Origin of the sequence: Chryseobacterium angstadtii (genome assembly GCF_001045465.1) — a bacterium.
Lineage (GTDB): Bacteria > Bacteroidota > Bacteroidia > Flavobacteriales > Weeksellaceae > Chryseobacterium > Chryseobacterium angstadtii.
Genome location: NZ_LFND01000005.1, coordinates 279,887 through 305,624, shown reverse-complemented (window position 1 = coordinate 305,624; position 25,738 = coordinate 279,887). Strand labels below are relative to the sequence as shown.

The 25,738-nt window shown below is 36.1% G+C and carries 25 protein-coding genes and 1 tRNA gene; 3 read left to right on the top strand and 23 right to left on the bottom strand.

Annotated elements, in window-relative coordinates; all coding sequences use genetic code 11:
* Nucleotides 1-242: 242 nt before the first annotated feature.
* The 5 genes from ACM46_RS16325 to ACM46_RS16305 all read right to left on the bottom strand — a co-directional run bounded on the left by ACM46_RS16325 (nt 243) and on the right by ACM46_RS16305 (nt 3,895).
* Nucleotides 243-1,340, bottom strand: a complete 1,098-nt coding sequence (locus tag ACM46_RS16325) for a glycosyltransferase family 4 protein (RefSeq protein ID WP_048507840.1) — start codon at nt 1,338-1,340, stop codon at nt 243-245.
* Between the two features lie 123 nt (nt 1,341-1,463).
* A complete protein-coding gene (locus ACM46_RS16320; protein WP_048507739.1) occupies nt 1,464-2,276 on the bottom strand; it encodes a 2,3,4,5-tetrahydropyridine-2,6-dicarboxylate N-succinyltransferase in 813 nt (270 codons plus the stop codon).
* A gap of 139 nt (nt 2,277-2,415) precedes the next feature.
* Entirely contained in the window at nt 2,416-2,787 is a 372-nt protein-coding gene (locus ACM46_RS16315) for a DUF2255 family protein (RefSeq protein ID WP_048507738.1), read from the bottom strand.
* 184 nt (nt 2,788-2,971) lie between these two features.
* On the bottom strand, nt 2,972-3,304 hold the full coding sequence (locus ACM46_RS16310) for a LytR/AlgR family response regulator transcription factor (protein ID WP_241486034.1): 333 nt from the start codon (nt 3,302-3,304) through the stop codon (nt 2,972-2,974).
* An 18-nt stretch (nt 3,305-3,322) separates the two neighbouring features.
* Nucleotides 3,323-3,895, bottom strand: coding sequence for a C40 family peptidase (locus tag ACM46_RS16305; protein ID WP_083997438.1), 573 nt, complete (start codon nt 3,893-3,895; stop codon nt 3,323-3,325).
* A 152-nt stretch (nt 3,896-4,047) separates the two neighbouring features.
* Here ACM46_RS16305 and ACM46_RS16300 point away from each other — a divergent pair, with 152 nt between their 5' ends.
* Entirely contained in the window at nt 4,048-4,695 is a 648-nt protein-coding gene (locus ACM46_RS16300) for a hypothetical protein (protein ID WP_048507737.1), read from the top strand.
* Between the two features lie 39 nt (nt 4,696-4,734).
* On the opposite strand, the gene ACM46_RS16295 is transcribed toward ACM46_RS16300, so the two are convergent.
* A complete protein-coding gene (locus tag ACM46_RS16295) occupies nt 4,735-5,103 on the bottom strand; it encodes a hypothetical protein (protein ID WP_048507736.1) in 369 nt (122 codons plus the stop codon).
* A 425-nt stretch (nt 5,104-5,528) separates the two neighbouring features.
* Here ACM46_RS16295 and ACM46_RS16290 point away from each other — a divergent pair, with 425 nt between their 5' ends.
* Nucleotides 5,529-6,212, top strand: a complete 684-nt coding sequence (locus ACM46_RS16290) for a hypothetical protein (protein ID WP_048507735.1) — start codon at nt 5,529-5,531, stop codon at nt 6,210-6,212.
* Between the two features lie 463 nt (nt 6,213-6,675).
* Here the strand turns inward: ACM46_RS16290 and ACM46_RS16285 are convergent, their stop codons facing one another.
* From ACM46_RS16285 to ACM46_RS16265, 5 genes are all read right to left on the bottom strand, one after another.
* Nucleotides 6,676-8,127, bottom strand: coding sequence for an autotransporter outer membrane beta-barrel domain-containing protein (locus ACM46_RS16285; RefSeq protein WP_048507734.1), 1,452 nt, complete (start codon nt 8,125-8,127; stop codon nt 6,676-6,678).
* A 259-nt stretch (nt 8,128-8,386) separates the two neighbouring features.
* The gene (locus ACM46_RS16280) at nt 8,387-10,132 is read right to left on the bottom strand and encodes a T9SS type A sorting domain-containing protein (RefSeq protein ID WP_048507733.1); all 1,746 of its coding nucleotides are present in this window, start codon (nt 10,130-10,132) and stop codon (nt 8,387-8,389) included.
* Nucleotides 10,133-10,409: 277 nt separating this feature from the next.
* A tRNA-Ala gene (locus ACM46_RS16275) sits at nt 10,410-10,483 on the bottom strand.
* Between the two features lie 171 nt (nt 10,484-10,654).
* Nucleotides 10,655-11,134, bottom strand: coding sequence for a MarR family winged helix-turn-helix transcriptional regulator (locus ACM46_RS16270; RefSeq protein WP_048507732.1), 480 nt, complete (start codon nt 11,132-11,134; stop codon nt 10,655-10,657).
* Nucleotides 11,131-11,628: a GNAT family N-acetyltransferase gene (locus ACM46_RS16265; protein WP_048507837.1), complete on the bottom strand. Its 498-nt coding sequence runs from the start codon at nt 11,626-11,628 to the stop codon at nt 11,131-11,133. The genes ACM46_RS16270 and ACM46_RS16265 overlap by 4 nt, the downstream gene beginning before the upstream one ends.
* Nucleotides 11,629-11,805: 177 nt before the next feature.
* Here ACM46_RS16265 and ACM46_RS16260 point away from each other — a divergent pair, with 177 nt between their 5' ends.
* The gene (locus tag ACM46_RS16260; protein ID WP_048507731.1) at nt 11,806-12,159 is read left to right on the top strand and encodes a hypothetical protein; all 354 of its coding nucleotides are present in this window, start codon (nt 11,806-11,808) and stop codon (nt 12,157-12,159) included.
* A gap of 71 nt (nt 12,160-12,230) precedes the next feature.
* Here the strand turns inward: ACM46_RS16260 and ACM46_RS16255 are convergent, their stop codons facing one another.
* From ACM46_RS16255 to ACM46_RS16195, 12 genes are all read right to left on the bottom strand, one after another.
* Entirely contained in the window at nt 12,231-12,530 is a 300-nt protein-coding gene (locus ACM46_RS16255) for a hypothetical protein (RefSeq protein ID WP_048507730.1), read from the bottom strand.
* On the bottom strand, nt 12,514-13,143 hold the full coding sequence (locus ACM46_RS16250; RefSeq protein WP_048507729.1) for a nucleotidyltransferase domain-containing protein: 630 nt from the start codon (nt 13,141-13,143) through the stop codon (nt 12,514-12,516). The genes ACM46_RS16255 and ACM46_RS16250 overlap by 17 nt, the downstream gene beginning before the upstream one ends.
* The gene (locus ACM46_RS16245) at nt 13,140-14,123 is read right to left on the bottom strand and encodes a pentapeptide repeat-containing protein (RefSeq protein WP_048507728.1); all 984 of its coding nucleotides are present in this window, start codon (nt 14,121-14,123) and stop codon (nt 13,140-13,142) included. Before ACM46_RS16245 ends, ACM46_RS16250 begins: the two co-directional genes overlap by 4 nt.
* Nucleotides 14,124-14,337: 214 nt before the next feature.
* Nucleotides 14,338-15,753, bottom strand: coding sequence for a TolC family protein (locus ACM46_RS16240; protein ID WP_048507727.1), 1,416 nt, complete (start codon nt 15,751-15,753; stop codon nt 14,338-14,340).
* A gap of 91 nt (nt 15,754-15,844) precedes the next feature.
* A complete protein-coding gene (locus tag ACM46_RS16235) occupies nt 15,845-18,991 on the bottom strand; it encodes an efflux RND transporter permease subunit (RefSeq protein WP_048507726.1) in 3,147 nt (1,048 codons plus the stop codon).
* Nucleotides 18,991-20,175, bottom strand: a complete 1,185-nt coding sequence (locus ACM46_RS16230; RefSeq protein WP_048507725.1) for an efflux RND transporter periplasmic adaptor subunit — start codon at nt 20,173-20,175, stop codon at nt 18,991-18,993. The genes ACM46_RS16235 and ACM46_RS16230 overlap by 1 nt, the downstream gene beginning before the upstream one ends.
* A 1-nt stretch (nt 20,176) precedes the next feature.
* Nucleotides 20,177-20,632 (bottom strand): hypothetical protein, encoded by a 456-nt coding sequence (locus ACM46_RS16225; RefSeq protein ID WP_048507724.1) that lies wholly within the window; start codon nt 20,630-20,632, stop codon nt 20,177-20,179.
* A gap of 116 nt (nt 20,633-20,748) precedes the next feature.
* Complete coding sequence (locus tag ACM46_RS16220) at nt 20,749-21,261, bottom strand: GNAT family N-acetyltransferase (RefSeq protein WP_048507723.1); 513 nt, start codon at nt 21,259-21,261, stop codon at nt 20,749-20,751.
* Nucleotides 21,262-21,735: 474 nt separating this feature from the next.
* Nucleotides 21,736-21,966, bottom strand: a complete 231-nt coding sequence (locus ACM46_RS16215) for a DUF2007 domain-containing protein (RefSeq protein ID WP_048507722.1) — start codon at nt 21,964-21,966, stop codon at nt 21,736-21,738.
* Between the two features lie 62 nt (nt 21,967-22,028).
* Entirely contained in the window at nt 22,029-23,354 is a 1,326-nt protein-coding gene (gene lat / locus ACM46_RS16210) for an L-lysine 6-transaminase (RefSeq protein ID WP_048507721.1), read from the bottom strand.
* A 104-nt stretch (nt 23,355-23,458) separates the two neighbouring features.
* Nucleotides 23,459-25,009, bottom strand: coding sequence for an L-piperidine-6-carboxylate dehydrogenase (gene amaB / locus ACM46_RS16205; protein WP_048507720.1), 1,551 nt, complete (start codon nt 25,007-25,009; stop codon nt 23,459-23,461).
* Nucleotides 25,010-25,388: 379 nt separating this feature from the next.
* Nucleotides 25,389-25,586 carry a type II toxin-antitoxin system antitoxin gene (locus ACM46_RS16195; RefSeq protein ID WP_048507719.1) on the bottom strand — a complete coding sequence of 66 codons (198 nt, stop codon included), beginning with the start codon at nt 25,584-25,586 and terminating at the stop codon, nt 25,389-25,391.
* Nucleotides 25,587-25,738: the final 152 nt, after the last annotated feature.

Sequence of the window (25,738 nt, the reverse complement as noted above, 5' to 3'; positions counted from 1 at the left end):
TGTTTTGAAGTCTGAGTAAATAAAACTGATCTGTTGGATATTTCCGGGGAAATCCGGGAAACAAAAAAACCGTCTGTTTACTCAGACGGTTTTAATTATTTTTGATTTTAACACATGTTTATATCAATCAATTCCGTCTTAGCAGAGATGATGATAGTAATGATGAAGTGTTAAAAAATTCGGTTTCATTGTTTTGAATTGTGGTACAAATGTAGGATTTATTTTTAAACTGCAAAGTTTTTTTACAGATTTTTTTTGTAGAAATCCATCAACTGCTGTGCGATAGGTTCATCATTAAATTTCTGAACAAAGCTGAAACTCTTTTCAGCACGGCGTTTTCTCTCCGATTCATTTTCCCAGAGAAATTTTATCTTGGCTCCGATATCCTTATCATTTCCGGGATCTATATACACGGTATCATTTCCTCCTGCTTCAGGAAGGCAGCTGGTATTGCTTGTAATGGTTGCCGTCTTCGAGAAAAGGGCTTCTATGACAGGGATTCCGAAGCCTTCAAAAAAGCTCGGATAAACAAAAATATCGGCCAGTTTATAAATAACAGCCAGCTCATCCATAGAAACACCTTCCAGGAAGAGGACCTGTTTCTCCATTTTATTTTGTCTGATAAAAGCTTCCACTTTTTTATAATAAGCGGTTTTTCTACCGACCACAACCAGAGGAATTTCTGTTCCCAAGATTCCTTTGACAATGTTGAGAAGATTCTTACGATCTTCGATAGTTCCCACATTTAAAATATAGCGTGCCGGAAGATGAAATTTTTCTTTGACCGCTTTAATCAATTCATCTGACTGCTGTTCTTTAAAAGCCTTATGACAGCCCTGATAAATAACTTCAATTTTAGTTTCGGGAACTTTTAAGTAGGTGACAATATCTCTTTTTGTCTGTTCTGAAATGGCGATGATTTTATCTGCAGAAACAGCCGCTTTTTTAAATTTCCACAAGTGTATTTTCCGGTCAAAAAAAGAATAATACTGCGGGTATCTCATAAAGATCAGATCATGGATGGTCACTATTTTTCTGATGGGCTCTTTTCCCCATTTCAAAGGAAGTTCGCCGGAGAGACCATGGAATATATCTGCGCCTTCTTTCTGGGCATCTTTACCCATTTTAAACTGGCGGGAGAGGTTTCCTTTTGAAGTTTTCACAAAACGTACATTGGGTTTTTCCAGAATTTCTTTTCCCCGTTCTGAACTGTTTTTATTCAGCAGGAGATATTCATTTTCAGGATAATACTCAGAAAGCATCCTTACCAGATCTCTTGAATAATTACCCAATCCGGACGTATTATGAAAAAAACGTTTTGCATCGAAGGCAATTTTCATACCCATGTTTTTATCAACTTTTTAATGGTCTAAATGTATTCATAAAATAAACCCCAAATCAATATTCGGGGTTTAATATGTCAATTTTAAAAATAAATCTTCAAAATTTAGGAATTATATGGTTTATACCGCCACATTATTCTCTCTTAACGCATCATTAAGAGATGTTTTTTTATCTGTTGATTCTTTTCTCTGTCCGATAATTAATGCACACGGAACCTGATATTCTCCGGCAGGATATTGCTTTGTATAGCTTCCCGGAATCACTACCGAACGTGCAGGAACTCTTCCTTTGATTTCTACAGGCTGATCACCGGTAACATCAATAATTTTTGTGGAAGCAGTTAATACTACGTTAGCTCCCAATACCGCTTCTCTTTCTACGTGAACCCCTTCTACAACAATACATCTTGACCCGATGAAGCAGTCATCTTCAATGATCACAGGAGCAGCCTGCAACGGTTCTAAAACCCCACCGATTCCTACACCACCGCTAAGGTGAACGTTTTTACCAATCTGTGCACAGCTTCCTACCGTAGCCCATGTATCTACCATAGTTCCTGAATCTACATAAGCTCCGATATTTACATAAGAAGGCATCATAATCACGCCTGAGGCTACAAAAGAACCTTCTCTTGCAATAGCATGCGGTACAACTCTCACTCCTTTTTCAGCATAGTTTCTTTTCAAAGGAATTTTGTCGTGAAATTCAAACGGACCTACTTCAATAGTTTCCATCTTCTGAATCGGGAAATACATTACTACGGCTTTCTTCACCCATTCATTTACCTGCCATCCGTTTTCTGTAGGCTCAGCAACACGAAGTTCTCCGGAATCCAGTAAAGAAATAACTTCTCTTATCGCCTTCTGGCTGTCTTCATTCTGTAATAAATCTCTATTATCCCAAATGTTTTCAATAGTTTGTTGTAACGACATGTTTCTTATTTGATTTTAGTATAAATTATCCCTGCGGCTCCGCACGGTTTTGAAGGTCAAAAGTACAAAAGATTGTTTTAGTATACAAGTTCGGCGATAAGTCCTTACAAGCCGTTATTCAGTATTTTTTGTGGTCTTTCTATTCACAGATAATCAATTCCATGGTCTTTTCTACGTGTTTTTGCTGAATAATTCCTTTTGAATATTTTATATTTTCGCCTGTATTATATTTTGTTAAATAAGCGGTATTAATTTCAGAAGCCAGCTCTACTGCATCATCCGGGACCACAGCTTTTATATTGACTATTTTTTCTCCACATTTAATTTGCCCATCCGAATCTTCTAAAAAGGTATTGTACCAGCTTCTTTCCGCCAATCCCCAGGATCTTGCGAAAATTCTGTCATGAACGGTAACCATCCAGATTTCGAGAAAAGTGGTCCTGTGTTTTCCTGCTTTTATTTCAATAAGGTTGTGGCTGTTGATGTAATGCAGTGCTTCGTCTTTATTCATTGTTATTTTTTTTTACGAATCTAAAATGAATAAAGCAGTTGAACCAATTTATTATTTGGTCTGAAGAAAATATTATCTGGATGGGCGGTTTTCTGATGTTTTCTTTTTCAAAATTGCTATGCAGATAACCTCGAACCCTGTCAAGGTTTTGAACCTTGACAGGGGTTTTATGATGAATTATTTTTCAGAGCATCATTGTATTGAGTGCAGTAATCAGGCAGTCTTTATAGCTTTTTGCCACGGCAATTTTCTGATCCTGACAAACAAGCTGATTGTCTTCAAAAGATTCAATATTCGTTAAGTTGACGATATAGGAATTATGAACCCGCATGAATTCATCAGGAAGGGTTTCAATGAGTTCTTTAAGCGATTTGTAGTAGATGTATTTTTTGTGAGACAGGGTATTGATTTCCACATAATTTCCCAAACCTTTTATGACTGTAATATCTCTGAAGAAGAGCTTTACCAGCTTTTTATCAGTTTTAATAAAGGCAAAGGTCCGGTCTTTTATCTCCATATCATCTCAACAAGGCTGTTATAATACTCGCTGAGCGTGAAGATAAGCCTTGTTCCAGTATTTTTCGTTCAGGGAGGAGATCATCACTCCTTTTGATGTGGATGCATGAATGAACTTCACCTCACCGTCTGCTCCTATATCATGAACAATGCCTACATGGGAAACTCTGCTTCCTCCGGCTGTTGCAAAAAAGAGTAAATCTCCGGGTTTTACTTCTTTAATATCTATTTTTTGTCCGGCATCCGCCTGATCAGCAGATCTTCGGGGAAGTGAGAAATCATTTTCTTCAAAAACTTTTACGGTAAATCCGGAACAGTCAAAACCTGACGAAGTATTCCCTCCAAATTTATAAGGAGTTCCCAGGTATTTCTCTGCATCTTTGAGAATATCATTCATGGATCTGGAGATTTTTCCGTCGAATTTAGAATCCAGCTTTCTGAGGTTTTCAGCTTTGGCTACTGTTTTGGTTCCCGTTTTTTTTCCGGAAGATACATTCTTGGAAGACCCGCATGAAACCACAAAAGCAGAGGCCAAAAGCAGAACAGATATCTGCTTTATTTTTAAGTTTTTTTCAAATAATCCCGGTATCATAGTCATCTGATTTTAAATGAAGTAACTAATTCTATACAAATATACATTTTATATTTAAATTATATAATAAGTATACTACAACTATATGATAAATATATGTTAAAATTTTAATTCTCTATATTTATTAGTATATTTGAATTCAATTTTGCGATATGGCAACCTATGAAAGTTTAATAAAAATTAAAGGAAGTGTAGGCGATCTGGTTTTTTACAGCCTGAACGGAAAAAATGTTGTGCGGAAAAAAAGTGGATTTAATAAAACAGCTTTTAAAAAGAATCCTTCTTACGAAAAAGTGAGGCAGAACAGTTCCGAGTTCGGGCATTGTTCCAAAGCCGGAAAAACTTTACGAAGTTGTATTGAAAGCTATACCAAAGAAGCCGGAGATCCCCTGCTCTATCAGAAATTTGCCCAGCTGATGACTGTTGTCAAAGATTTTGACACTGTTTCTGAAAGAGGAAAAAGAACGGTACAAAATGGGCTTTCAACACCGGAAGGATTGAAGGCGCTTAAAGAATTCAGATTTGGAGAGAAAGAAAATGTATATCCTGATGCTTTCATTTCAGAAGAAAATGAAAATCTGATCCTGAATATAGGAAACAGACTTTCAGCAGATGAAATGGTGATCATTACCATACAGCCAGATCTGGAAGCTTATTCTGCGAAATATGTTGAGGAAAATGTAACTGCAGAACAGGGAAACACTATATATTTAAAGAAACAGTTTTCCGATGGCCAACTCCTGCTCTATTTTTTAGTTCTGAAGCAAAAAAATGAAATTACCCATATGGGATTTATTTGAATAAAAAAAGCCTGCAGATTGATTCTGCAGGCTTCTTCTTTATTGTTTATCACCTGTCCAGGTTCCGGATCTTGTCGGAGTAGGAACAGCGTTCGACCAACTTCCGTTTCCTTTTTTCTCTCTTGAAAGGGTTCCTTTGAATTCTCCATCGGAAGGAAGCCCCACAACAGCAGTAAGATCCCCGGTTTCAGTTAAATGCCCGGAAATATTATAATTTTCATCATTTACCGAGGAATGCATGGTTCCTGTTACCTTTCCGTCACTGGCAACTACTACATACCAGGTTCCGTCATCACTTCCCGTGTACTTTCCTGACCATGTTCCTATATAATCATAAATAGTATCATCATCAGAACTACATCCGATAAATAAAAAAGCTGTTAAAAGAAGTAAAAAAAGTTTCTTCATAGTTTCTAATAGTTTTATAACCTAATCAAATTATTATTATCGTTTACATTCTGCTCCTGAAACAGGGAACCGAATGTGTGTTTATCATTTTACGGCTTGCTGGGTGCAAATCTACTAATTTTTTTATTCAGATTATCTGAATTTTAATCACCCGTTTATATTTTTATGAATAAGGCGCTTATTTTGGCTAAAATACAATTATTTCTTAAATAGAAACAAGCAGTACACCATAGATATACAAAAAATACATCAAAAAATTAAAATTATTATTACGTGAATATAATCTGTTTATTATACTACATTTTTATCTTATAAATTATTTTTAATTAACAATACATAATTTAAATAAAATTTATTTTCGAAATTATAAATATTTCTTAATTTAGTGAAAAATCTAAAACCTCATAAAAACCCAATTCATAAACATGAAAACAAGAATAATCTTTTTTGTGGCTGCTATTTTTTTCAGTAATTTAAAATCCCAGGTTGGAATCAATACGACTACACCGACCCACACTTTAGATGTGGATGGAATTACAAGAATAAGAGGATTGGCCAATACTGAAGGAAAAATTGTAGCAGCAGACCAACAGGGTGTATTAACTCTGATCTCCCCTGAAGAGATATTTTCTCCAAAAGCATTACTAAATACCTCAACCTCACCTGCTGAACAAAGAATGACCATTTATGAAGGACAATGCTTTCAACCCACCGACAATTCCTCTTCCTGCACCGTTAGAGTAAATCATTACACTTCCTGCGCCGGATTTACCAGAGCAGTGGATACTCAGGTAGTTGTAGGCCAAACCATCAATACAGGGAACGGCCAGTTTTCAGGAACCTGGGCTTCCAGTTTTATTGATAACAAAAGCTATATAGGAGGAATTACCGCTGCGGAACAGGTTGCTCCTGACTATCCGAGGATCTCTTACCCTACTGCAAATTCTGCAAACTATTTGGGGGCCGGAAGTTTCTCAGGACAATGCAATGCGGATATTGTAACCACAATCAATCAGACTACAGGCAGTGTAAAAATAGAATCCGTAAAAAGAAGCATGTTTGCCCATCTGGTTTACTTGCTAACTGTATCACGTTCGAGAAGTAACTAGAAATATTTTTTAATCCATATTCCACCAATAGGCCACTGCACATTGTAGTGGCTTATTAATTTTCATTAACAAAGAGGTTTTATTAACTCTATTAAGCATAAGATTTAATGAGAAGGAATAAAAGCTGAAATAAAATGGATGTTTTTTCATGCAAAGATCAAGTCTGTTACTATAGACTTTAAGATAAGCAAAGAGAGAATCAATTTCATTGATTCGATGAAGCGGATACTTTGAGGGAACAAGAAATTGAATAAAACAGAGACTTTTTATTCGTGAATTTTGTCAGAATTATCTGCTCGCTGGTTTTCCATCAAATAAAAAAGAGTTACAATGTTTTATTGTAACTCCTTTACTTTCGAGTGGAGAATACGGGATTCGAACCCGTGATCTTTTGACTGCCAATCAGTTTAAATATTTTCTATTAAAGTATATTGACCTGATTTCTTATAGGTTAGACCTTTCCTTAGTTTACTTTTTTTGCCAAAAGAATATTCAGTAAAAATGTTCCGGCCCAGTTGGTACCATTACCATTCAATTCACTTCTGGTAACACTTACTGTCAATCTTGTTTTACCACCTGTCCCTGTATTGGCGATAGAGACAAAGTTTGCCGTGTATACATCTGGAAAACCGCTATTATTACCCGGAGTTAAAATAGGGAAAAGATTAGTCAGAGTAAATGGTGTACCCTGATATTCATACACTATAACTTGTTTTGCATTCGTTATACTGATAGTGCTGCCTGTACCAGAAGTACTGGTATTGGTAGATGTTTTAGAAATAACCTGCCAATCTGCCGTATCATAGGTGGCAACCGTATGATTGGAAAAATCCGCTGCAAAAGAGTTATGAGGCGGTATCAAAGCCTGACCTCCATAAATTTCTACATTTGACAATACCGTCTGAGCCAAATAGGACAAGTCCCAAACTGCAGCTGCACCTAAATTAGTATTACAAACTACTTCCATATAAGCACCTGCAGGTAAAATGTATGTGGAGACATTGGTGGAAGTAGGACGTAAAGTAGCACCTGCCGCCGCCGCAAGGGTTAAAGATTGTGTAGATATATTCTTAATTCTGTATATCCTTCCCGAAAAAGAGGCCGCTGCTGTGGCTGGAACTGTTGGTAAAGTAATTGTTTGATTGGCTGTAGTTCCACTGAATGTAATGTAATGGTCTTTATCCGTTAAAGTAGTACTTGCTGTAACTTCTTTATAGCCGGCCTCAAAAGATCCCTCTATATTCAGTGTACTGTTGGGAGTAGAAATCCCTACTCCTACATTTCCATTATTGAGTATATTCAAACCAGATCCCGCCGTACTATTAGCTTGTAAAGTGGCAAAAGTTCCTGCTCCGGAAGCAGAAGTATTGGCTACTTTTATCACCCCATTCGTATTAGTTGCTGCGTTAGAAGAAGTAATGTTAAAAGCAGTTCCTGTAGTCAGCCCAGTTGTAGAAATATCCAAAGCTTTTCCTGTAGTAACACTATTGGCATTCAGATTCGTGGCTGTAGTTGTAGCGGCAGTACTGTTCCATGCTATATTATTTGTTCCCATAGTTACTGTACGGTTTGCATTCAAAGTACCATCTGAGCTGTAGATATTAGCCGTAGTTAATTTTTGCCAGGCTGTACCTTCAAAATAATAATATCCGGTTGAAGTGACATTTGCAGTCTGACCTGTAGCAGAACCTGTACCAATGTTATTAATATAAATCAATGTTCCATTGGGTACACCAGACATATTGAAGGCTCTTAATCTGTCAATTCTAGGAGCAATAATACCATCTACACTTGTACTTGTTGCATTTTGAGCAATAACATCTAAAGTTGCCGTCGGAGTAGTCGTATTAATACCTACTTGCGCACTTAAAAAGGAAAAACAACTAAGGATCGCTGGTAAAATAATTTTTCTCATAATTATTGATTTAAAATGTTCACTCAAAAGTAATAATATTTTCTACTAAAAAAATAGACTATGATAAATTATTTTTCAAGGAAATCTCCTCTTTAAATAATAATAAAAATTAATATACACGGATTTTAATCTATTGTTTAACCTCAATCGTTTTAATATAACCAAACCTTTTCACTATTGAAGCCATTACTTAATAACCCATTGTACGGGATTTATTAATGATGTAGTAGAAAATATTACTTCTATGATAACTTATTTCTTATCTTTTTATAAATTTTTGAGAATAGGTTGTTCCATCTGCCAGTTTTAAAGTAATAAAATAATTTCCCTGCAGTAATTGGGAAACATCAATTTTTTCATCAACCCTATCTGCAGATAAAACTTTTTTTCCGGAAGAATCAAAAATATTGACCGTCATAATTTTTTGATCATTCTTTACATATAAATAATGAGTTGTTGGATTAGGATACACTTTTATCTTGTTTTTATCTAATGTATGATCTGATGTTCCTAAATTTCCTTGTACCAAAGACAAATTATCTAAAAACAGAGCTCCAAAAAAGCCACTGGAAGCAGGAGTGTACACATTAAACCCTAAATAATAGACTCCTGTTACCGTCGGAGTTAGGGTAAGTGAAGCAGGAGTAGATGTGCCCACATTCACATCAGAATAATCCTGAATCAAATTATTCATTGCAGAAGACGTTGGTGATGATCCATAAACTACCTGAAAACTCTGAGGCGATTCATAATCAGCATAATCAAATGTAAGAACATAGGTATTGCCAGCCACTAAATGGATCCCATTCGTATAGAACCAGGTATTGGAATCATTCTGATCTGACGTAAAAGTATACAGTACATTTGAAGAAAAACCAGCTAATCCGGTAGCATCTATAACACCCCAACTTCCCCCTGTACTTAGGTCCTCATATGAAGTACAATTAGGAATATACCAATTTGCTGAATCAAAATTTTCTGTATACGGAGTATTTACACTACTGCACAAAGTCGTAAAATTAGCAAATGCAGGACTCCAGTCACTTGTACTGCTACCACCGCAATTTGATCTTACCCACACGTAATATGAAGTAGCCGGAGATAGGCCCTGAATAATTGCAGACGTACCTGAAAGTCCTGTAATTGTTGCCGGAGTGGAGCCATTGGGAGCCGTATTGGAAAGACTTCTGTAAATTTCATAAGAAGTAGCTCCTGATATTGAATTCCAGGATATTTCAGCAGAATCTGCAGTTATATTGGTTGCGCTCACAGTATCCGGAGCGATACAGCTATTAGCCACCACATAAGAAAAACCGAATACACACAAAATACCCATTGCAGATGACGTTTTTGTCACGGAAATATTCGCAATGTTTTTGGCCTGATTCGTGGAGCTTATAGGAAGTGCAATTTCATACAGTCTTGGATTATCCGTACTGTTTTCAATATTATCCGTAACTCTACTCACCCTTCCGATTCCCCATATTGCATAAGAATCTGCATAGTACCAGTCATTGATGTTTTGGTCCGAAAAAGTCTGGTTGCTGCCATCAGTAAATGTAACTATGATTTCAGCAGAAGAACTCCCACTACCCGTTGTAGCAAGCATATACACTTTTGATGCTTTTGGGTTGGCATTAAATGTCAGAACTCCTGAATCATTTGTATTCTCTAACCTCAAAGAATTATCAGCGGTATAAGGGGCTAACTGAAATGATAAACCTGAGGTATTGACAGAATTGATCAATCCGTTACTGGGCAATCCTGAAGTGGGAGCTACATTGGAACCGTTAATAAAATCTGTAGACATAAATACATAACCGTTAACAGGATCATCCACGCTTTGTGTAGTGGAAGACGATGCAGGTCCATTGCCGTTAGCAATAAGGTCTGCATTAAAACCGTTAACAATATTCAATGGCTGATAATTTTGTGCATTGATTTTAAAACAGAGTAAAACTGCTATAATGCTGAGCTGCACTATATTTTTTATTTTCATTTTCATGTAAATGTTTTTAATTATTCACTAGTTAGTGCAAAAACATAGAAAATGTTACAAAATCAATGTTAATATATTTTAATATAGTACGAATATCACAACCCTCATTTTACAAATAAAGGATAATAGAAGTAGCCTAACTATATTGGTAAGTACTTTTTAAAGTTTAGAAAATAAACAGATTAAAGGAACTGCATCCGAAGCTTAAACTTTTCGTACGTATTAATTACTCCAAAAAAGTTCAAAAAAGTAAAAAGCCCTTGTGAAAAGGGCTTTGCTGTAGTGGAGAATACGGGATTCGAACCCGTGACCTTTTGACTGCCAGTCAAACGCGCTAGCCAACTGCGCCAATCCCCCTTGTTTTCTTAAAGCGGTACAAAAGTAAGTATTTAAACCACATTTACAAATATTTTCCCCTCTTTTTTTATTTTAATTCATTAAAAATTTCACTGCATACTGAAGGATTTGAATCAACATTAAGAACAAAACAGGACCAATGACCATGCAAATAATTAACAATCAATTCATTTACTTTTCATTTTTAATCTGTAAAGCTCTTTGATAAAAAGACTGTTCATTTATTTTTTTTTCTGCTTCATTGATTGCAGTTAAAAGATTATTTTCATTATCCGCGATCTGCCCTAATACTTTTGACATCAGTTCCCAAACCGGTTTCATCTTTTCAATCAGCTCAATTCCTTTCGGAGCCAGGATAATCAGTCTTCTGCGTTCGTCCTGTTTATCTTTTTTCGATTGAATCAGTTTATTTTTCTCCAGTTCTTTGAGCAGGCTTATCGTGGAAGGATGGGTATACCCTATTTCGTTGGCGATTTCAACCACACTGAGCATTTTTTTGTGATGCAGGGTGAAAATGACCGGGAACCATTTCGGCTCAAAATCAATCCCAAAAGACTGATAGATCATGGCCCCATCTTTCCTGAGCTGCTCGCTGAGACGCTGTAATCTTGTAGAAATAGCCAGAATCCCCGATTCATCAATTATATTCATATCTCTTCGTTTATTTTCAGTTTATAAAAAACATTATCCGCACTCATCAACGGAAATGTATCCGGCAGATTTTCTTTTTCAACCTGTACAAAATGATTTCGTTCATAAAAACGCATGGCCGCTCCGAGTACAGATACCGTTCCTAAATATAAATGATCTATTTTATTCTCCCGGCAAAATGTAATTAAAATTTCCAGGAGTTTCTGTGCAATATTCAGTTCTTTTCCTCTGAATTCTTTTTTTACAAACATCTTTCTTATTGCCGCTTCTTTTTCATCAAACTTCACCAATGCTATGGAACCTACCAGTTCTCCATCTATAAATGCACCCCAGAAATTTCCGCCTGCCTGGATGTAAAAACTTTCAATCTGTTTAAGATCCGGCTGATCTTCTACCGTTATCGGAATATTGAACTCTTTTTGCTGAATAGTGAGAATCAGATCAATCAGCTGATCTGAATAGGTATTATTGAGTTGTTGAATATGTATTTCCATGTCCATTAAATTTATATTACAAAACTACGTAGTTTACTACATATATCCAAATGAAATTGTATAAAAGAAAAGTCATTTATATAATTCAACACTTTAAAATATATTTTTAAAAATCATATAATTTTCATTAATTTTAAAACCTAATAGCTTTGAAATTATAAAAAGGCTAAATTACATATGAAAACCAACAGTTTTATTTGGCAATTGATGGGCGACCTTATAGAAGAAGACCCACTTGATATATCTTTTTTTTATGAACATTCTATGGATTTAATAAAAGATGCTGCTATTGAAAAGAATATCTATTTTGATAACCAAAATTTCGGGAAGGACAAATTTAATAGTTACACTATTGAACATTTTAATAATAAAGAAAAAAGAAACTTATATGTTTTTTGTTCCGCTCTTACCGATGAAGAAATTTTCAATTATTTAGATTACGTATGGTCACACAAATTTGGTGAAAATTTAAATAAAAATATTTTATCCAAAGAAATTCAGTTTTTAAAAGATAAAGGGATCATTCTATGATCCCTCAAATTTTATTTTTAGTAAAGTATATTTCAAACTATTATCATATACAATTTTACAGAAAAAAATATTTAGGAAATTTGATCTTTTGTAAATATTCTTAGATCTTCAATATTTTTCTGTACACTTAATTGTAAATCTCTATACTCTTCAGTAATCTGATCTTGACTTTTATTAGCAATAAAAAAAAGTTTTTCTGATATGACAATTAAAATACTTTTTAAAAACTCATTTGATATATTATTATTTACAAACCAATTATCAATCGCAGGCTTTGATAAACCCGTTAATTGTTTTTTTAGAGGTTTACTATTAATAATCTTTATTACCTCTCTTTGTAAATCAACTCTGCTATTAAACTCTGCTTTCATAATTTTCTAAAATTTCATTGAACCAACTTTCTATTTTTTGCACCTCCATATTAAACAAGGATAGATATTCTTCTTTAATGTCATAATTTATTCCTCTTGTCGAGCTTATTCTTGACATCATTAACAATTCTTTAACTCTTTCATCCAATTTAAGTGGATAATCATATAATCTTTCAAATGCTTTCCTACTAAATATAGGATTAGTGTAAAAGCTAAGTGTATAGCAAGTAGCAAAATTTCTAATTGCCAAGAATATCATTGCAAAATCAAAAATTAAAGAAAAATCATTACTTTGAATAGAAATAATACTATCATCAAATAATTTTTTAAATTTTATTAGATCTGATTTGCAATTATTATATTTAGCAGGTTTACCTAAACCAATTAAAAAATCTTGTCCAGAAGAATACACAATCTTAGACTCATAATATAAATGCCATGCAAATGGATTTCCTTCTATATATAATTCTTTAATTCTTTCCGGGGTATAAATTGAGTATTTATTAGCATTAATATTGTCTGTAAATTCATCAGTAATTAATAACAAATCTATATCAGAATATTGATCAACCTCACCCCTGACTACCGAGCCAAAAATATAAATATTTTTCATCGTCTATTATATTTTTTTAAAATTATAGACATTAATAACCCAAAAGACACCAATCTAGTAATCACTAATATTAAATTTAGCCAATCATCATAATATTCGAAATAATTATTATTTTTTAATTTTAATCCAAAATAGTTCCCTGGTATTTCAATTGTGAAAACTTTAAAGATTGCAAAAGCGTTTGTATTATTCTTTTCAAAAATATCATACACTGTTAATAATGCAAAAATTATTAAATTAAACCTTATTAATCTCCATAAACTTTCTCCATTTCCCCAAATAAAATCTAAAATACTAACTTTCGTCCATTTCCAAAATTGCTCAATCCTTCGTTTTGGCCCCCCATATTTCAATTTATACCATTCTTCTCCTGAAAGCCAGCTATCTTTTAAATGACTCTTTGTAGCCTCTAATTCAATGGTAACAGCTTTTGATGACTTAATATAATCACCTATCGAGGCATAATTTAATTTTAGTGATCGTGCAAACTTATACTTTAAGTTATCTAATTTAGGAGCACATTCAAATATTTCATCATCAACAAATGTCTTCTCAAAAATGACATAATCAAATTTACAACATTCAAAATAAGACCCTTGTAAGTTACAGCTTACAAACTTTGCTCCTTCAAAGTTACATCTTATAAATCTACAATCCTTCAGGTATGAACTTTCAAAAATAGTTTTTGAAAAATCTACATTCTCAAAAATTATATCTTTAGCAACAGCTCTAATAAATAAATGATTAATATATTTTAGATCACTTAACTTATAATGTGGTTTTTTAGAGATATAAGTTTTTTCATTAGTAAAAAATTTCATATCCTTTTTTTCAACTCTACCGGAATCTACTAAATAATTGTCGTCTTTAAGTGCTATTAATTTTTGCTTTTTTAATTCTTCTTCGGTAGATATTATGTTTTCTTTTTTCCTACTAATCTCTTTTTTATTAAAAAGTGGGTCTATTAAAATTTTCATCATGGTTAATGTGTCTATTTACGATTATCAACACATTTATGTTTTTCTTAAATATGCTAATAATGACTGAAAAATATTATAAACCAAATATACACAATAAATTCACTTATTAGAAATACAAAAATCTCTATTTTAGCAAAGTCTATTCAAACCGTATTACATAAAAACGTACACCACTGCTGATGTACGTTTTTGTTATGTATATTGGTTGGAATTCTTATTTCCATCCACCACCAAGAGCCTGATACAGCTCTACGGCAGCTTTCATTTTACTGTATTCCGCATTGGAGATATTAAGCTCCGCATTTAATGAATTAACGCTTGCATTCAATACTTCGAGGTAATTGGCCATACCATAGTTCACCAATTCCTGAGAATAGTCAACCGATTTCTTGTAGGCATCCAATTCCTTCTGTTTTAATTCAATAAAAGAATCCTGCACAGAAAATACTCTGATGGCATCTGAAACTTCTTTCCCGGCCGTAAGAACCGTTTTTCTAAAGTTCAGATAAGCTGTTTCCTGATTCGCCAGACTTACATCGTAGTTGGTCTGGATCTGCCTTTTATTTAAAATCGGCTGCGCCAAACCTGCCACCACATTGGCAAATAATGAATTGACACTGAATAAATGATCAAGATCTACCGACTGCAGTCCTCCACTTCCCGTAAGTTTTAAAGTAGGATAAAACTGGGCTTTTGCAGAATTCGTCAGTTCAAAAGCATTCATAAGGTTATACTCTGCTCTCATAACGTCTGGGCGGTTGGCCAATAACTGCGCCGGATATCCTAGTTTGAGATCAATAGGAATTTTTTGTGATTCCAGTGTAGATCTTTCTATAGAATGTGAAGGTTCTCCCATAAGGAGACTCATTGTGTTTTCAAGCAGTTGAGTTTGTGTTTCAATATCAATCAACAGTGATTTTGCATTAAAAACAAGAGCTTCACTCTGCTGTACGGCAACTTCTGTAAGGTTTCCGGAAGCTTTTAAAGCTTTGGTGGTTTCCAGGTTTCTTTCTCTTACGGCAATCGTTTCATTGATAATTCTTTTCTGAGCATCAAAAGTCAGAAGCTGGTAATAAGCGGAAGCAATAGATGATACAAGATCGCTTTTAACCGCTTTGTGAGCCGCCACTGTTCCCAAATAAGCAGCCAGCTGGGCTTTTTCCTGAGCCTTTAATTTACCCCATAAATCTGCTTCCCATCCGATGCTTGCCGTAATATCAAACTGATTAATATAACGTCTCGCTCCAATGATCTGCCCGAACTGGGTATTAATAGACTGAGTCTGAAAGGTGTAGTTGGGTCCTACAGAAAGAGTGGGCTGATACGCAGCTTTACTCTGCTTCAGATAAGCTTCGGCAGAACCAATGCTCTGCAGGGCAATTCTGATATCTAAATTATTGTCTAAAGCTTTTGAAATATGCCCCTGCAATATAGGATCCGTAAAAATTTCTTTCCACGAAACGGTTCCTACACTTACACTGTCTGAGGGAAGCATATCTGTACGGAAAAGCTTTTCGTCGACAACATTTTTCGGTCTTTCATATTCTTTTCTGGCCATACATGATGTAATGGCACCTAATATGACCGCCGAAAAAGTGATTCCTTTTATGATGTTTAATAAACTCTTCATTATTTTTAATTAGAAGTTAGAGTTTAGAAGTTAGAAGTTAGTTTTTAGATTTATTTCTAATCTCTAACTTCTAATTTCTTAAATCTTAATTTTATTCTGCTAAACTGATGTCTTCTTTTTTAATAGGCTTGATTTTTTCCTGCAGTGTTTCAAAGATCACATACAGTACAGGAATTACAAATAATCCTAAAACAGTTCCTATCAACAATCCAATTGCCGCACCTGTTGCAATGGAACGGTTACCTACCGCACCAATTCCGCTGGCAAGCACCAATGGCAGTAATCCGAAGATAAACGCAAAAGAGGTCATCAGAATCGGTCTTACTCTGGCTTTGGCTGCATTGATGGCAGACATAACGATGGTTTCCCCGTGATGCCTTCTCTGGACGGCAAATTCAACGATAAGAATTGCATTTTTTGCCAATAATCCGACCAACATAATCAAGGCGATCTGGAAATAAATATTGTTCTCCAGTCCCATGATCTTTTGCCCGAAATAAGCACCCATTACCCCAAGAGGAAGGGAAATAACAACAATTAACGGTAGAATATAACTTTCATACTGAGCAGAAAGGATAAAGTAAACAAAGACTAAGCTTAATCCAAAGATCAACAGCGTCTGAGATCCGGAATTCAATTCTTCTCTTGTTAACCCCGTAAATTCTACGGCATAATTTTGATTCAAGGTTTCATGGGCCACTTGCTGTACCGCAGCGATTGCATCTCCGGAACTGTATCCTGCAGAGTTTGCTCCTGTCACTTTTACCGAAGTAAAGAGGTTATAACGGCTTACAGACTGAGGTCCGTAGGCTTTTTTCAGGGTTACGAACTGTGAGATAGGAGACATGACTCCTGAACCTGTTCTTACGTAAAGTTCGTTCAGGTTTTCAATGTTCTTTCTGTTTTCAGGAAGGGCCTGAACCATTACTCTGAACTGCTTCCCATACTTAGTAAAGTCGGCGGTATAGATTCCTCCGATATATCCCTGCATGGTAGCGAGAATATCACTTACCGAAACACCAAGCTGCTTGGTCAGAGGAACATTGATCTCCATCTGATACTGTGGATATTTTGTATTGAACGAAGTCTGTGCAAATTCAATTTCCGGTCTCTGCATCAGCTTACCGATGAATTCATTGGTTTTATTATCCAGATCTGCATATTCTCCTCCGGATTTATCCAACAGTACCATTTCAAAACCGGCACTATTCCCGAATCCCGGTACACTTGGCGGCTGGAAGAATACTACTTTGGCATCAGGAACAGATCCTACAATTCCAAATAGTTTTTTGGTGATATCTTCAGAAGTCTGGCCGTCTTTTTTCCTTTCGTCAAAAGGTTTCAGCTTCACAAAGGCAAGACCGTTGTTACTTCCGTTTCCGGATAAGAATCCTCTACCTGTTGAAATGGTTACGTTCTGAACTCCCGGAACTTTCATAGCCTTAGCCTGAAGAGTTTTTAAAACATTATAAGTTCTTTCCATAGAAGCTCCCGGAGGAAGCTGAACATCTGTAAAGATAATTCCTCTATCTTCTGTAGGAACGAAACCTTTCTTCATGCTGCTGCTTGCCCAGAATAAAATTCCTCCGGTAACGGCAAAAATAACCAGGGTTACCCACTTATGTCTTAACAGGAATACAAATCCTCTTCCGTAACGTTCCGTAGTTGTTTTAAAAGCAATATTGAACTTATAGAAAAATTTCTGAAGGAAATTAAGGTTTTTGTATTCTGTATGATGTTCTGCGTGAGGCTTTAAGAATAATGAACATAAAACCGGACTTAAAGTTAAGGCGTTGATGGCAGAAATAATAATCGCTACGATAAGCGTAATTCCAAACTGCTGATAAAATACCCCTGTAGGACCTGTAATAAACGTTACCGGAATAAATACGGCTGCCATTACCAATGTAATAGAGATAATTGCTCCCGTGATCTCATCCATCGCTTCTACAGTTGCCTTTTTAGCATCTGAAATACCATGTTCCATCTTCGCATGGACAGCCTCGACGACGACGATGGCGTCATCCACCACAATACCGATGGCCAATACCAATGCGAAAAGGGTTAAGAGGTTTAATGAATATCCGAAGAGATTCAGGAAGAAGAATGCTCCCACAATAGATACCGGAACCGCAATGGCCGGAATCAGGGTAGATCTGAAATCCTGAAGGAAAATATACACTACGATAAATACAAGGATAAAGGCTTCAATCAGGGTATGTACTACCTTTTCAATGGAAGCTTCCAGGAATTCGTTGGTATCAAAGTTGAAAGTATACTTGATTCCCTTTGGAAAAGTTCCTTCCGCCGATTTCAGATAATCTTTAATGTTCTTGATAATCTCCTGAGCATTGGATCCCGGAGTCTGGAAAATCCCCATACTGATGGAAGGGTTGTTTCCATTCTCCCCGATTCCGCTGTAAGACTGGCCTGCCAGTTCTACTTTAGCAACATCTTTCAGCATCAGGTTTTGTCCGTTGGCAAGAGCCTTGATGATAATATTATCGTACTGTTCCTTATCGTTGAATTTACCTACATATTTAATGATATATTCAAAAGAACTTCCGCTATTCTGTCCTATAGATCCCGCAGCGGCTTCTCTACTCTGCTCATTGATGGCGTTGGTTACGTCTGTTGGTGTTACACTGTAAGCCGCCATTTTTGCAGGGTCCAGCCAGATTCTCATCGAATAGTTTTTACCTCCGAAAACGTTGGCATCCCCTACACCATTAATCCTTTTAAGATTCGGAATAATATTGATATTCAAAAAGTTCTGAAGGTATACATCATCCAGATCCTTATTTTCGGAATAGAAGGACATATACATCAGGGCACTTGTCTGCTGTTTTTGGGTAACAACCCCTGAACGGGTTACTTCAGAAGGCAGAAGCGGCGTTGCTCTTGCCACACGGTTCTGTACGTTTACTGAAGCGATATCCGGGTCTATTCCCTGTTTAAAGAATACCTGGATCTGGGCAGAACCATCATTTCCGGCACTGGAAGTGATATAGTCCATACCTTCCACCCCATTGATCTGCTCTTCCAAAGGGACTACCACACTTTTCATGACCGTTTCGGCATTCGCTCCCGTATAGCTGGCTGATACGCTTACTGTGGGAGGTGCAATATCCGGATACTGTGTAACCGGTAACGAGATCAGCCCTAGCACACCGAGAATCACAATCAAAATTGAGATTACGGTAGATAAAACCGGTCTGTTAATAAAGTTTTTTATCATTAGAATTTCGGTTTTATTGATTGAACAAGGCTATCCATTTTGATAGGTTTCTTTATGATTGCGGTACCTGGTTTAAGACCTCCGATACCGGCTGCTACAATAATTTCGCCTTTATTAACTCCTGATTTTATGATTGCCATATTGTCTATTCTGTCTACCACATCAATCACGACGTTTTTAGCGGTGTCTTTTTCCACTTTATACACGTAAACAATACCCTGCTGTTCGTAAGTAGCACTTTCCGGCACTACCAGCACATTGTTGTAATTCTGTGGGAACCTTATAGTTCCGCTGTTACCGTTGCTCAGTAATTTCTGGGCATTGGTAAAGCCAACTCTGAACTGAATAGTCCCCGTAGTAGGATCAATCTGTCCTGTAATGGCTTCAATTCTTCCTTTTTCAGGATAAAGGCTTCCGTTGGCCAACTGAAGTTCCACCATAGGAAGGTTTTTGATTTTTTCAGGCATGGATGCCCCCGGCGATTTTTCAAGGAAATCAAAATATTCTTTTTCATTCATTGCAAAATAGGCATAGATCTGAGAGGTATCAGAAATCGTTGTCAACGGAGTCTGATCAGTTGGTCCTACCAAACTACCTACTTTTAAAGGAAGTCTTCCTATTACTCCGGAAATAGGAGCACGGATGATAGAATATTCAATATTGGCTTCTACTCCTTTATAATTGGCAACGGCCTGTTTTTTTGCCGCATTCGCCTGCTGTAACTGGGCCTGGGCCTGGGCTAAATTAGCCTGTGCGGTCTGCAACTGTACATTGCTGATGATGTTTTTCTGAACCAATGGTTTCAGTTTATTCACCTCTACCTGAGCTGCATTTACGGATGCCTGCGCTGCTGCAATAGTAGATTCAGCTGCACCGATACCGGCTTTGGAAGCCGCTGCATTTTCAGTAAGAATGTTGGTTTCAAGACGGAACAAAGGCTGTCCTTTTGTAACATACTGTCCCTCATCTACCAGCACCTGAGTGATATATCCCTGTATTTTTGCGCGGACATCATTGTTTACCCTTCCCTGTATGGTAGCCGGAAAGGTCTGATAGCCCACTATATTCTTTGACTCCACGGAAACTACAGGATAAGGTTTCGCACCATCCTGTTTCGGAGCTTCTTTTTTGCAGGCTGTAAGTGAAAACGCTGCAATAGAAAGTATAACTAGCTTATTATTCATTTTAAAGTTTATTAAGAGATTCCTGAATATTTTCGATGTTTTTATTGAGAAGTGCTTTGTAAGCGTCTATTCGTTCATTGTATTCATTGTCATGATTTTTTTTAAAATGGTTGAGATCATCCAGTAATTTGAGTTCGTCCTGCATTTTTTGAACTATTTTTTCAAATCTGATCTTCTTGTACTCGTCATTGATGAAAAAATACCGTTTCCTCTCGTCCATTTTATTGTGGTCTATGATAAGCTGGGCATTCAACAGTAGTGAAATACTCGTTGATACAGAGCTTTTGCTTGCGGAAAGCACTTCCACAAATTCATCAAAAGTAATTCCTACTTTCTCATAATCGAAAAGAAGGTAGGAATAGATTTTTGAAGCTAAAGGCGGTAGGTTGAAAACGGTGCCATAAAACTTTACGGCATCTTGAAAAATTTTTTCATCAATTTCTATACTTTGGTGCATAATATAAAAATTTTGACAAAAGTAAAAATTAGTTCAGAACTAAACGAACAAACATGATAGAGTTTATAAATACAACTTCTTTTAAAAATTCAATGAAAGTTGATTTAACTTTTGACTTAAATTATAATCTTCTCATAGGCTTTTCTCATTCCGTCTGCTAAAAGGACCTCGCCACAGTAGGAATATCCTTTACTTTCCAGGATTTTCAACATGGCAATATTATCATAATTTGTATCTACTTTTATACTTTGAATTCCCTGAGCTCTTGTGAAATCTTCAATATGATCAAATAATTTCTTCACCATTCCCTGGCCTGCAAATTTTCCATCTACCGCTACTCTGTGTACCACTACAAATTCTCCGTCGCTGAGCCAAGCTCCTTCAATGGTACTGTAAGCCGGTTCATCATTCAGTATCAGGGCTGCATATACTGCGATTTCATTTTCTACAGTAAGAACATATCCAAAGCCTTTTGCAATGTCACTTTCCACGGTTCCCATGTTGGGATAGCCATTCTGCCATTGGGTGCTTCCGTCCTGTTTTCTTCTTTCAATAGACTGTTGGATAATAGCCCAAATAGCATTTCTGTCTTCAATTTCTGCTTTCCTCAGCTGAGTTTCTACGTTCATTTTTGGTTTATTTTTTAATAAGAATGTTTATATTTTGAAGGCGGGCTGAAGCCCACCGCTATTGAATATTTTATTTCGTACGAAGAACAAATCTTCTTTGTTCCTATTTTAATTTCGGCTAAAGCCGGATTAGCTAGGATTTATTCTGAAGGCGGGCTAAAGCCCACCCCTATTGAATATTTTATATTGTACAGAGAACAAATCCTCTTTGTTCATATTTTGATTTTGGCTAAAACCGAATATAATGACCATTATTCTGAAGGCAGGCTAAAGCCCACCCTTATTGAATATTTTATCAAATACACAGAACAGGAATTCCTATTCTTAATCTCTTAATTTTTGAATTTTTTAATCTTTCAATTTTTAAATATTTAAACGTTTAAATGCTAACCATTTTTTGAACCAAAAAACCGAAAATTAATTTAAATTAATTTTCGGTTCGAAGTAGTAAAATTTAAAATTATGAAATTGTTTTTATTGATTTTCACTTTGTTGAAGGTATGCATCAATAATCTGAAATGCATTCTTCTCGTCTTCCAGATCTACCATTACTTTTAACGATGTTGCAGTAGGTGTCGTCGTGAATGTAAGATAACTGTTTTCGACGCTGTTTGTAATTTGTGCATCATCCAATTTAGACTTTATTAGTTGGATTTCTGAAGGCTTGTCACTTTCAAAAACCGATACTCTCGTACTTCTTTCCATATTCTATATCGTTTGAGTATCTAAATGTACAATGTTTTTTTGAAAATTACAAATCTTTGGTTTTAAATTTTATTAATATTGCTCTCGATTTTGTCTAAAGCTAACTGAATTTCTGCCTGTGTAACATTAAGGTGTGGTCTAAAACGAAGTGACTGATCTCCACACGGAAGAATGATTAATCCATCCTTGAAAAGCTCGCTCATTAAATGGTTTCTGTCTTCTGCTGAAGGAAGATCAATGGCACACATAAGGCCTCTTCCTCTTGCATTTGAAATTTTCGAAGGATATTTCTGAGCCAGCTCTTTTAATCTTTCCAATAAATAATCTCCAACCACTCTTGCATTTTCAACCAGGTTTTCTTTTTCAATGACTTCCATCACCAACTGGAAACGAAGCATATCTATAAAGTTCCCTCCGAAAGTAGAGTTAATTCTTGAACTTTCTCTGAAAACGTTGTTCGGAACCTGATCAAATTTTTCTCTGTTCGCTAAAACTCCGCAAACCTGAGCTTTTTTACCAAAAGAAATAATATCCGGCTTTGCTGTAAAATGCTGGAACGCCCACATTTTCCCTGTAATGGCAATACCTGTCTGAACTTCATCAAAAATAAGTAGGATCTCATTCTGATCGCAAATTTTTCTTAATCCTAATAAAAATTCGTCTCTAAAGTGATTGTCACCTCCTTCTGCCTGGATAGGTTCAATGATGATACAAGCCACTTTATTTGGATTCATCAGAATAGCTTCTTCAATCTGGATAAGAGCCAGTTTTTCATTTTTGATGGTTTCCTCCAAATTCTCTTCCGTAATCGGGAAAGACAATTTAGGGTTTAAGATTCTTGGCCATTCAAACATCGGGAAATACTGATATTTTCTTGGGTCAGAAGTGTTTGTTAAACTCAAAGTATAGCCGCTTCTTCCGTGAAATGCCTGTCTGAAATGAATACAGATCCCGGCTTCCGTCTGAAGTCCTTTTTCAAAATTCTTACGCGTTTTCCAGTCGAAGCACGCCTTCATTGCATTTTCCACTCCTAAACTTCCACCTTCAATAAAGAAAGCATACTGCAGTTCTTCGGGAATTACCACTCTTTCAAAAACTTCTAAAAAGTGAGCATACTCCTCTGAATACACGTCTGCTAAAGTAGGCTTGTTTACAGCCATTCTTCCCAGCCACTCTGATCTTTCTACCAGATAAGGGTGATTGTACCCGATAGAGGCTGATGCAAACATAGAGAACATATCCAGGTACTCTCTGTCTGTAAGCTTGTCATACAGCCATGAACCGTGGGATTTTTCAATATCCATCACAAAATCAAAGCCGTCTGCCAAAACGTGTCTTCCTACTGTTTCTTTTACTTTATTTACTTTTATATCAATTGTTTGTTCCATAATTAATTGTGTTTGATTTAAAAATTGAATGATTAAAAAAGTTTAAACATTCCAGGTTATTAATTTTTAAATTCTTAAATCGTTAAATGATTTAAATTAAATTCTTACAAATCGAACTTAATCCCTTGTGCTAAAGGTAGTTGCGTGGTGTAATTTATAGTATTAGTTTGTCTTCTCATGTAGTATTTCCATACATCTGAACCAGATTCTCTTCCGCCTCCGGTTTCTTTTTCGCCGCCAAATGCACCTCCGATTTCAGCTCCGGAAGTTCCGATGTTTACGTTGGCAATACCACAGTCTGAACCTGCGTGAGAAAGGAATAATTCTGCTTCTCTTAAATTCTGGGTCATAATAGCAGATGACAATCCCTGAGGAACATCATTCTGAATAGCAATAGCCTCGTCCAGTGTTTTGTATTTGATTAAATACAGGATAGGAGCAAAAGTTTCGTGCTGAACAATTTCGTAAGCGTTTTTAACTTCTGCGATACATGGTTTCACATAGCAACCTGATTCGTATTCTTTTCCGCTTAAAACTCCGCCTTCAACAGCAAATTTTCCACCTTCTTTTTTACATTTTTTGATGGCCTCTTCGTATTGATTTACAGCATCTACGTCGATAAGCGGTCCTACGTGGTTATTTTCATCCAACGGGTTCCCGATTTTCAATTGACCGTAAGCTTTTACCAATCTGGTCTTCACTTCGTTGTATATGCTTTCATGGATAATCAGTCTTCTTGTTGACGTACATCTCTGTCCAGCAGTACCTACAGCTCCGAAAACAGCTCCGATGATAGACATATCGATATCTGCGTCTTTAGAAATGATGATTGCATTGTTTCCGCCCAATTCAAGGATAGATTTCCCGAATCTCTCCGCTACTTTAGAAGAAACCATTCTTCCTACTCTTGTAGAACCTGTGAAAGAAACTAATGAAACTCTTTTATCATCAACCAGCTTCTGCCCGATCTCGTGGTCAGCAACCAATACGCTTGAAATACCTTCTCCAAGATTATTTTCTTTTAATACTTCAGCCATAATATTCTGACAGGCAATAGCACACAATGGTGTTTTTTCAGATGGCTTCCAGATGGTAACGTTTCCACAGATCCAGGCTAACGCTGTATTCCAGGCCCATACGGCAACCGGGAAGTTGAATGCGGTGATGATTCCCACAATCCCAAGCGGATGATACTGCTCATACATTCTGTGACCAGGTCTCTCCGAATGCATTGTGTACCCATGAAGCTGTCTTGAAACTCCTACTGCGAAATCACAGATATCAATCATTTCCTGAACTTCTCCCAGACCTTCCTGAAGGGATTTACCCATTTCATAAGAAACCAGTTTTCCAAGGTCGTCTTTATATGTTCTTAATTTCTGGCCAAGCTGCCTAACGATCTCACCTCTTTTAGGAGCAGGGATAGATCTAAACTCCTGAAACGCCTTCTGAGCCGTCTCAATTACTTTGTCATAATCACTTTCTCCGGAAGTCTTTATTTTGGCGATAAGCTTGCCATCTACCGGAGAGAAACTTTCAATTGTTTTCCCCGAAGCAAAATATTTTCCGCCCACTGAAGTCCCCTTATTTTCTTCTTTAATACCAAGGTTTTTGAGTGTTTTTTCGATTCCGAAATCCTTTACTTTTTTAGACATAAAATGTTACTTTTCGTTTCCTCTAAAGATAGAAATATTATGCGAACCTCAAAATTTTAATTTTTTAACAACCTTTTTATTTGGAATCATTATAAACATGCTTATCTTTGTAACGTAATCTTTTGACTCTCAGACATGGAAAATTCACAGGAAAACAACAATTCGAAGTTCAAGAAATGGTTCAAGCGTGTAGGGTGGGCAGGATTTGCTTTTTTCACGATCAAAGGTTTGATTTGGCTCGTCATATTCTACTTCGGAGCTGATACGCTTCAGAGTTGTATAAAATAAAAAAAGCGGAGAAATTTTCTCTGCTTTTTTCTTGTATAAAGGCTAATTAGATTATTATTGTTCTAGTATTGGGAAGGTTACCTACAAAAGTTTACTCATCCGCGTCTTTCTTTTTCCTCCCCGAATTGACAAGGCTTTGATGCAACAGGTATTCTATCTGTCCGTTTACACTTCTGAACTCGTCATTAGCCCACTTCTCCACCTGCTTGTAGGTAGATTCATCGATCCTTATCACAAAAGATTTTTTACTTTTGCTTTCGGAGGGTTTTGAAGTTTTTTCCGATTTCATTTTTTCTCTTTGCCTGTTTAATAATTCTTTTCAATAACGCATTAAAATGCAAAAACTTCATTTAAATAAATCGTATACCAGCCCGCAAAATATTTCACTCAGCTGAATCTAACAATTCATTTTCCATTCATCACTCTACATTTTTATTTTTT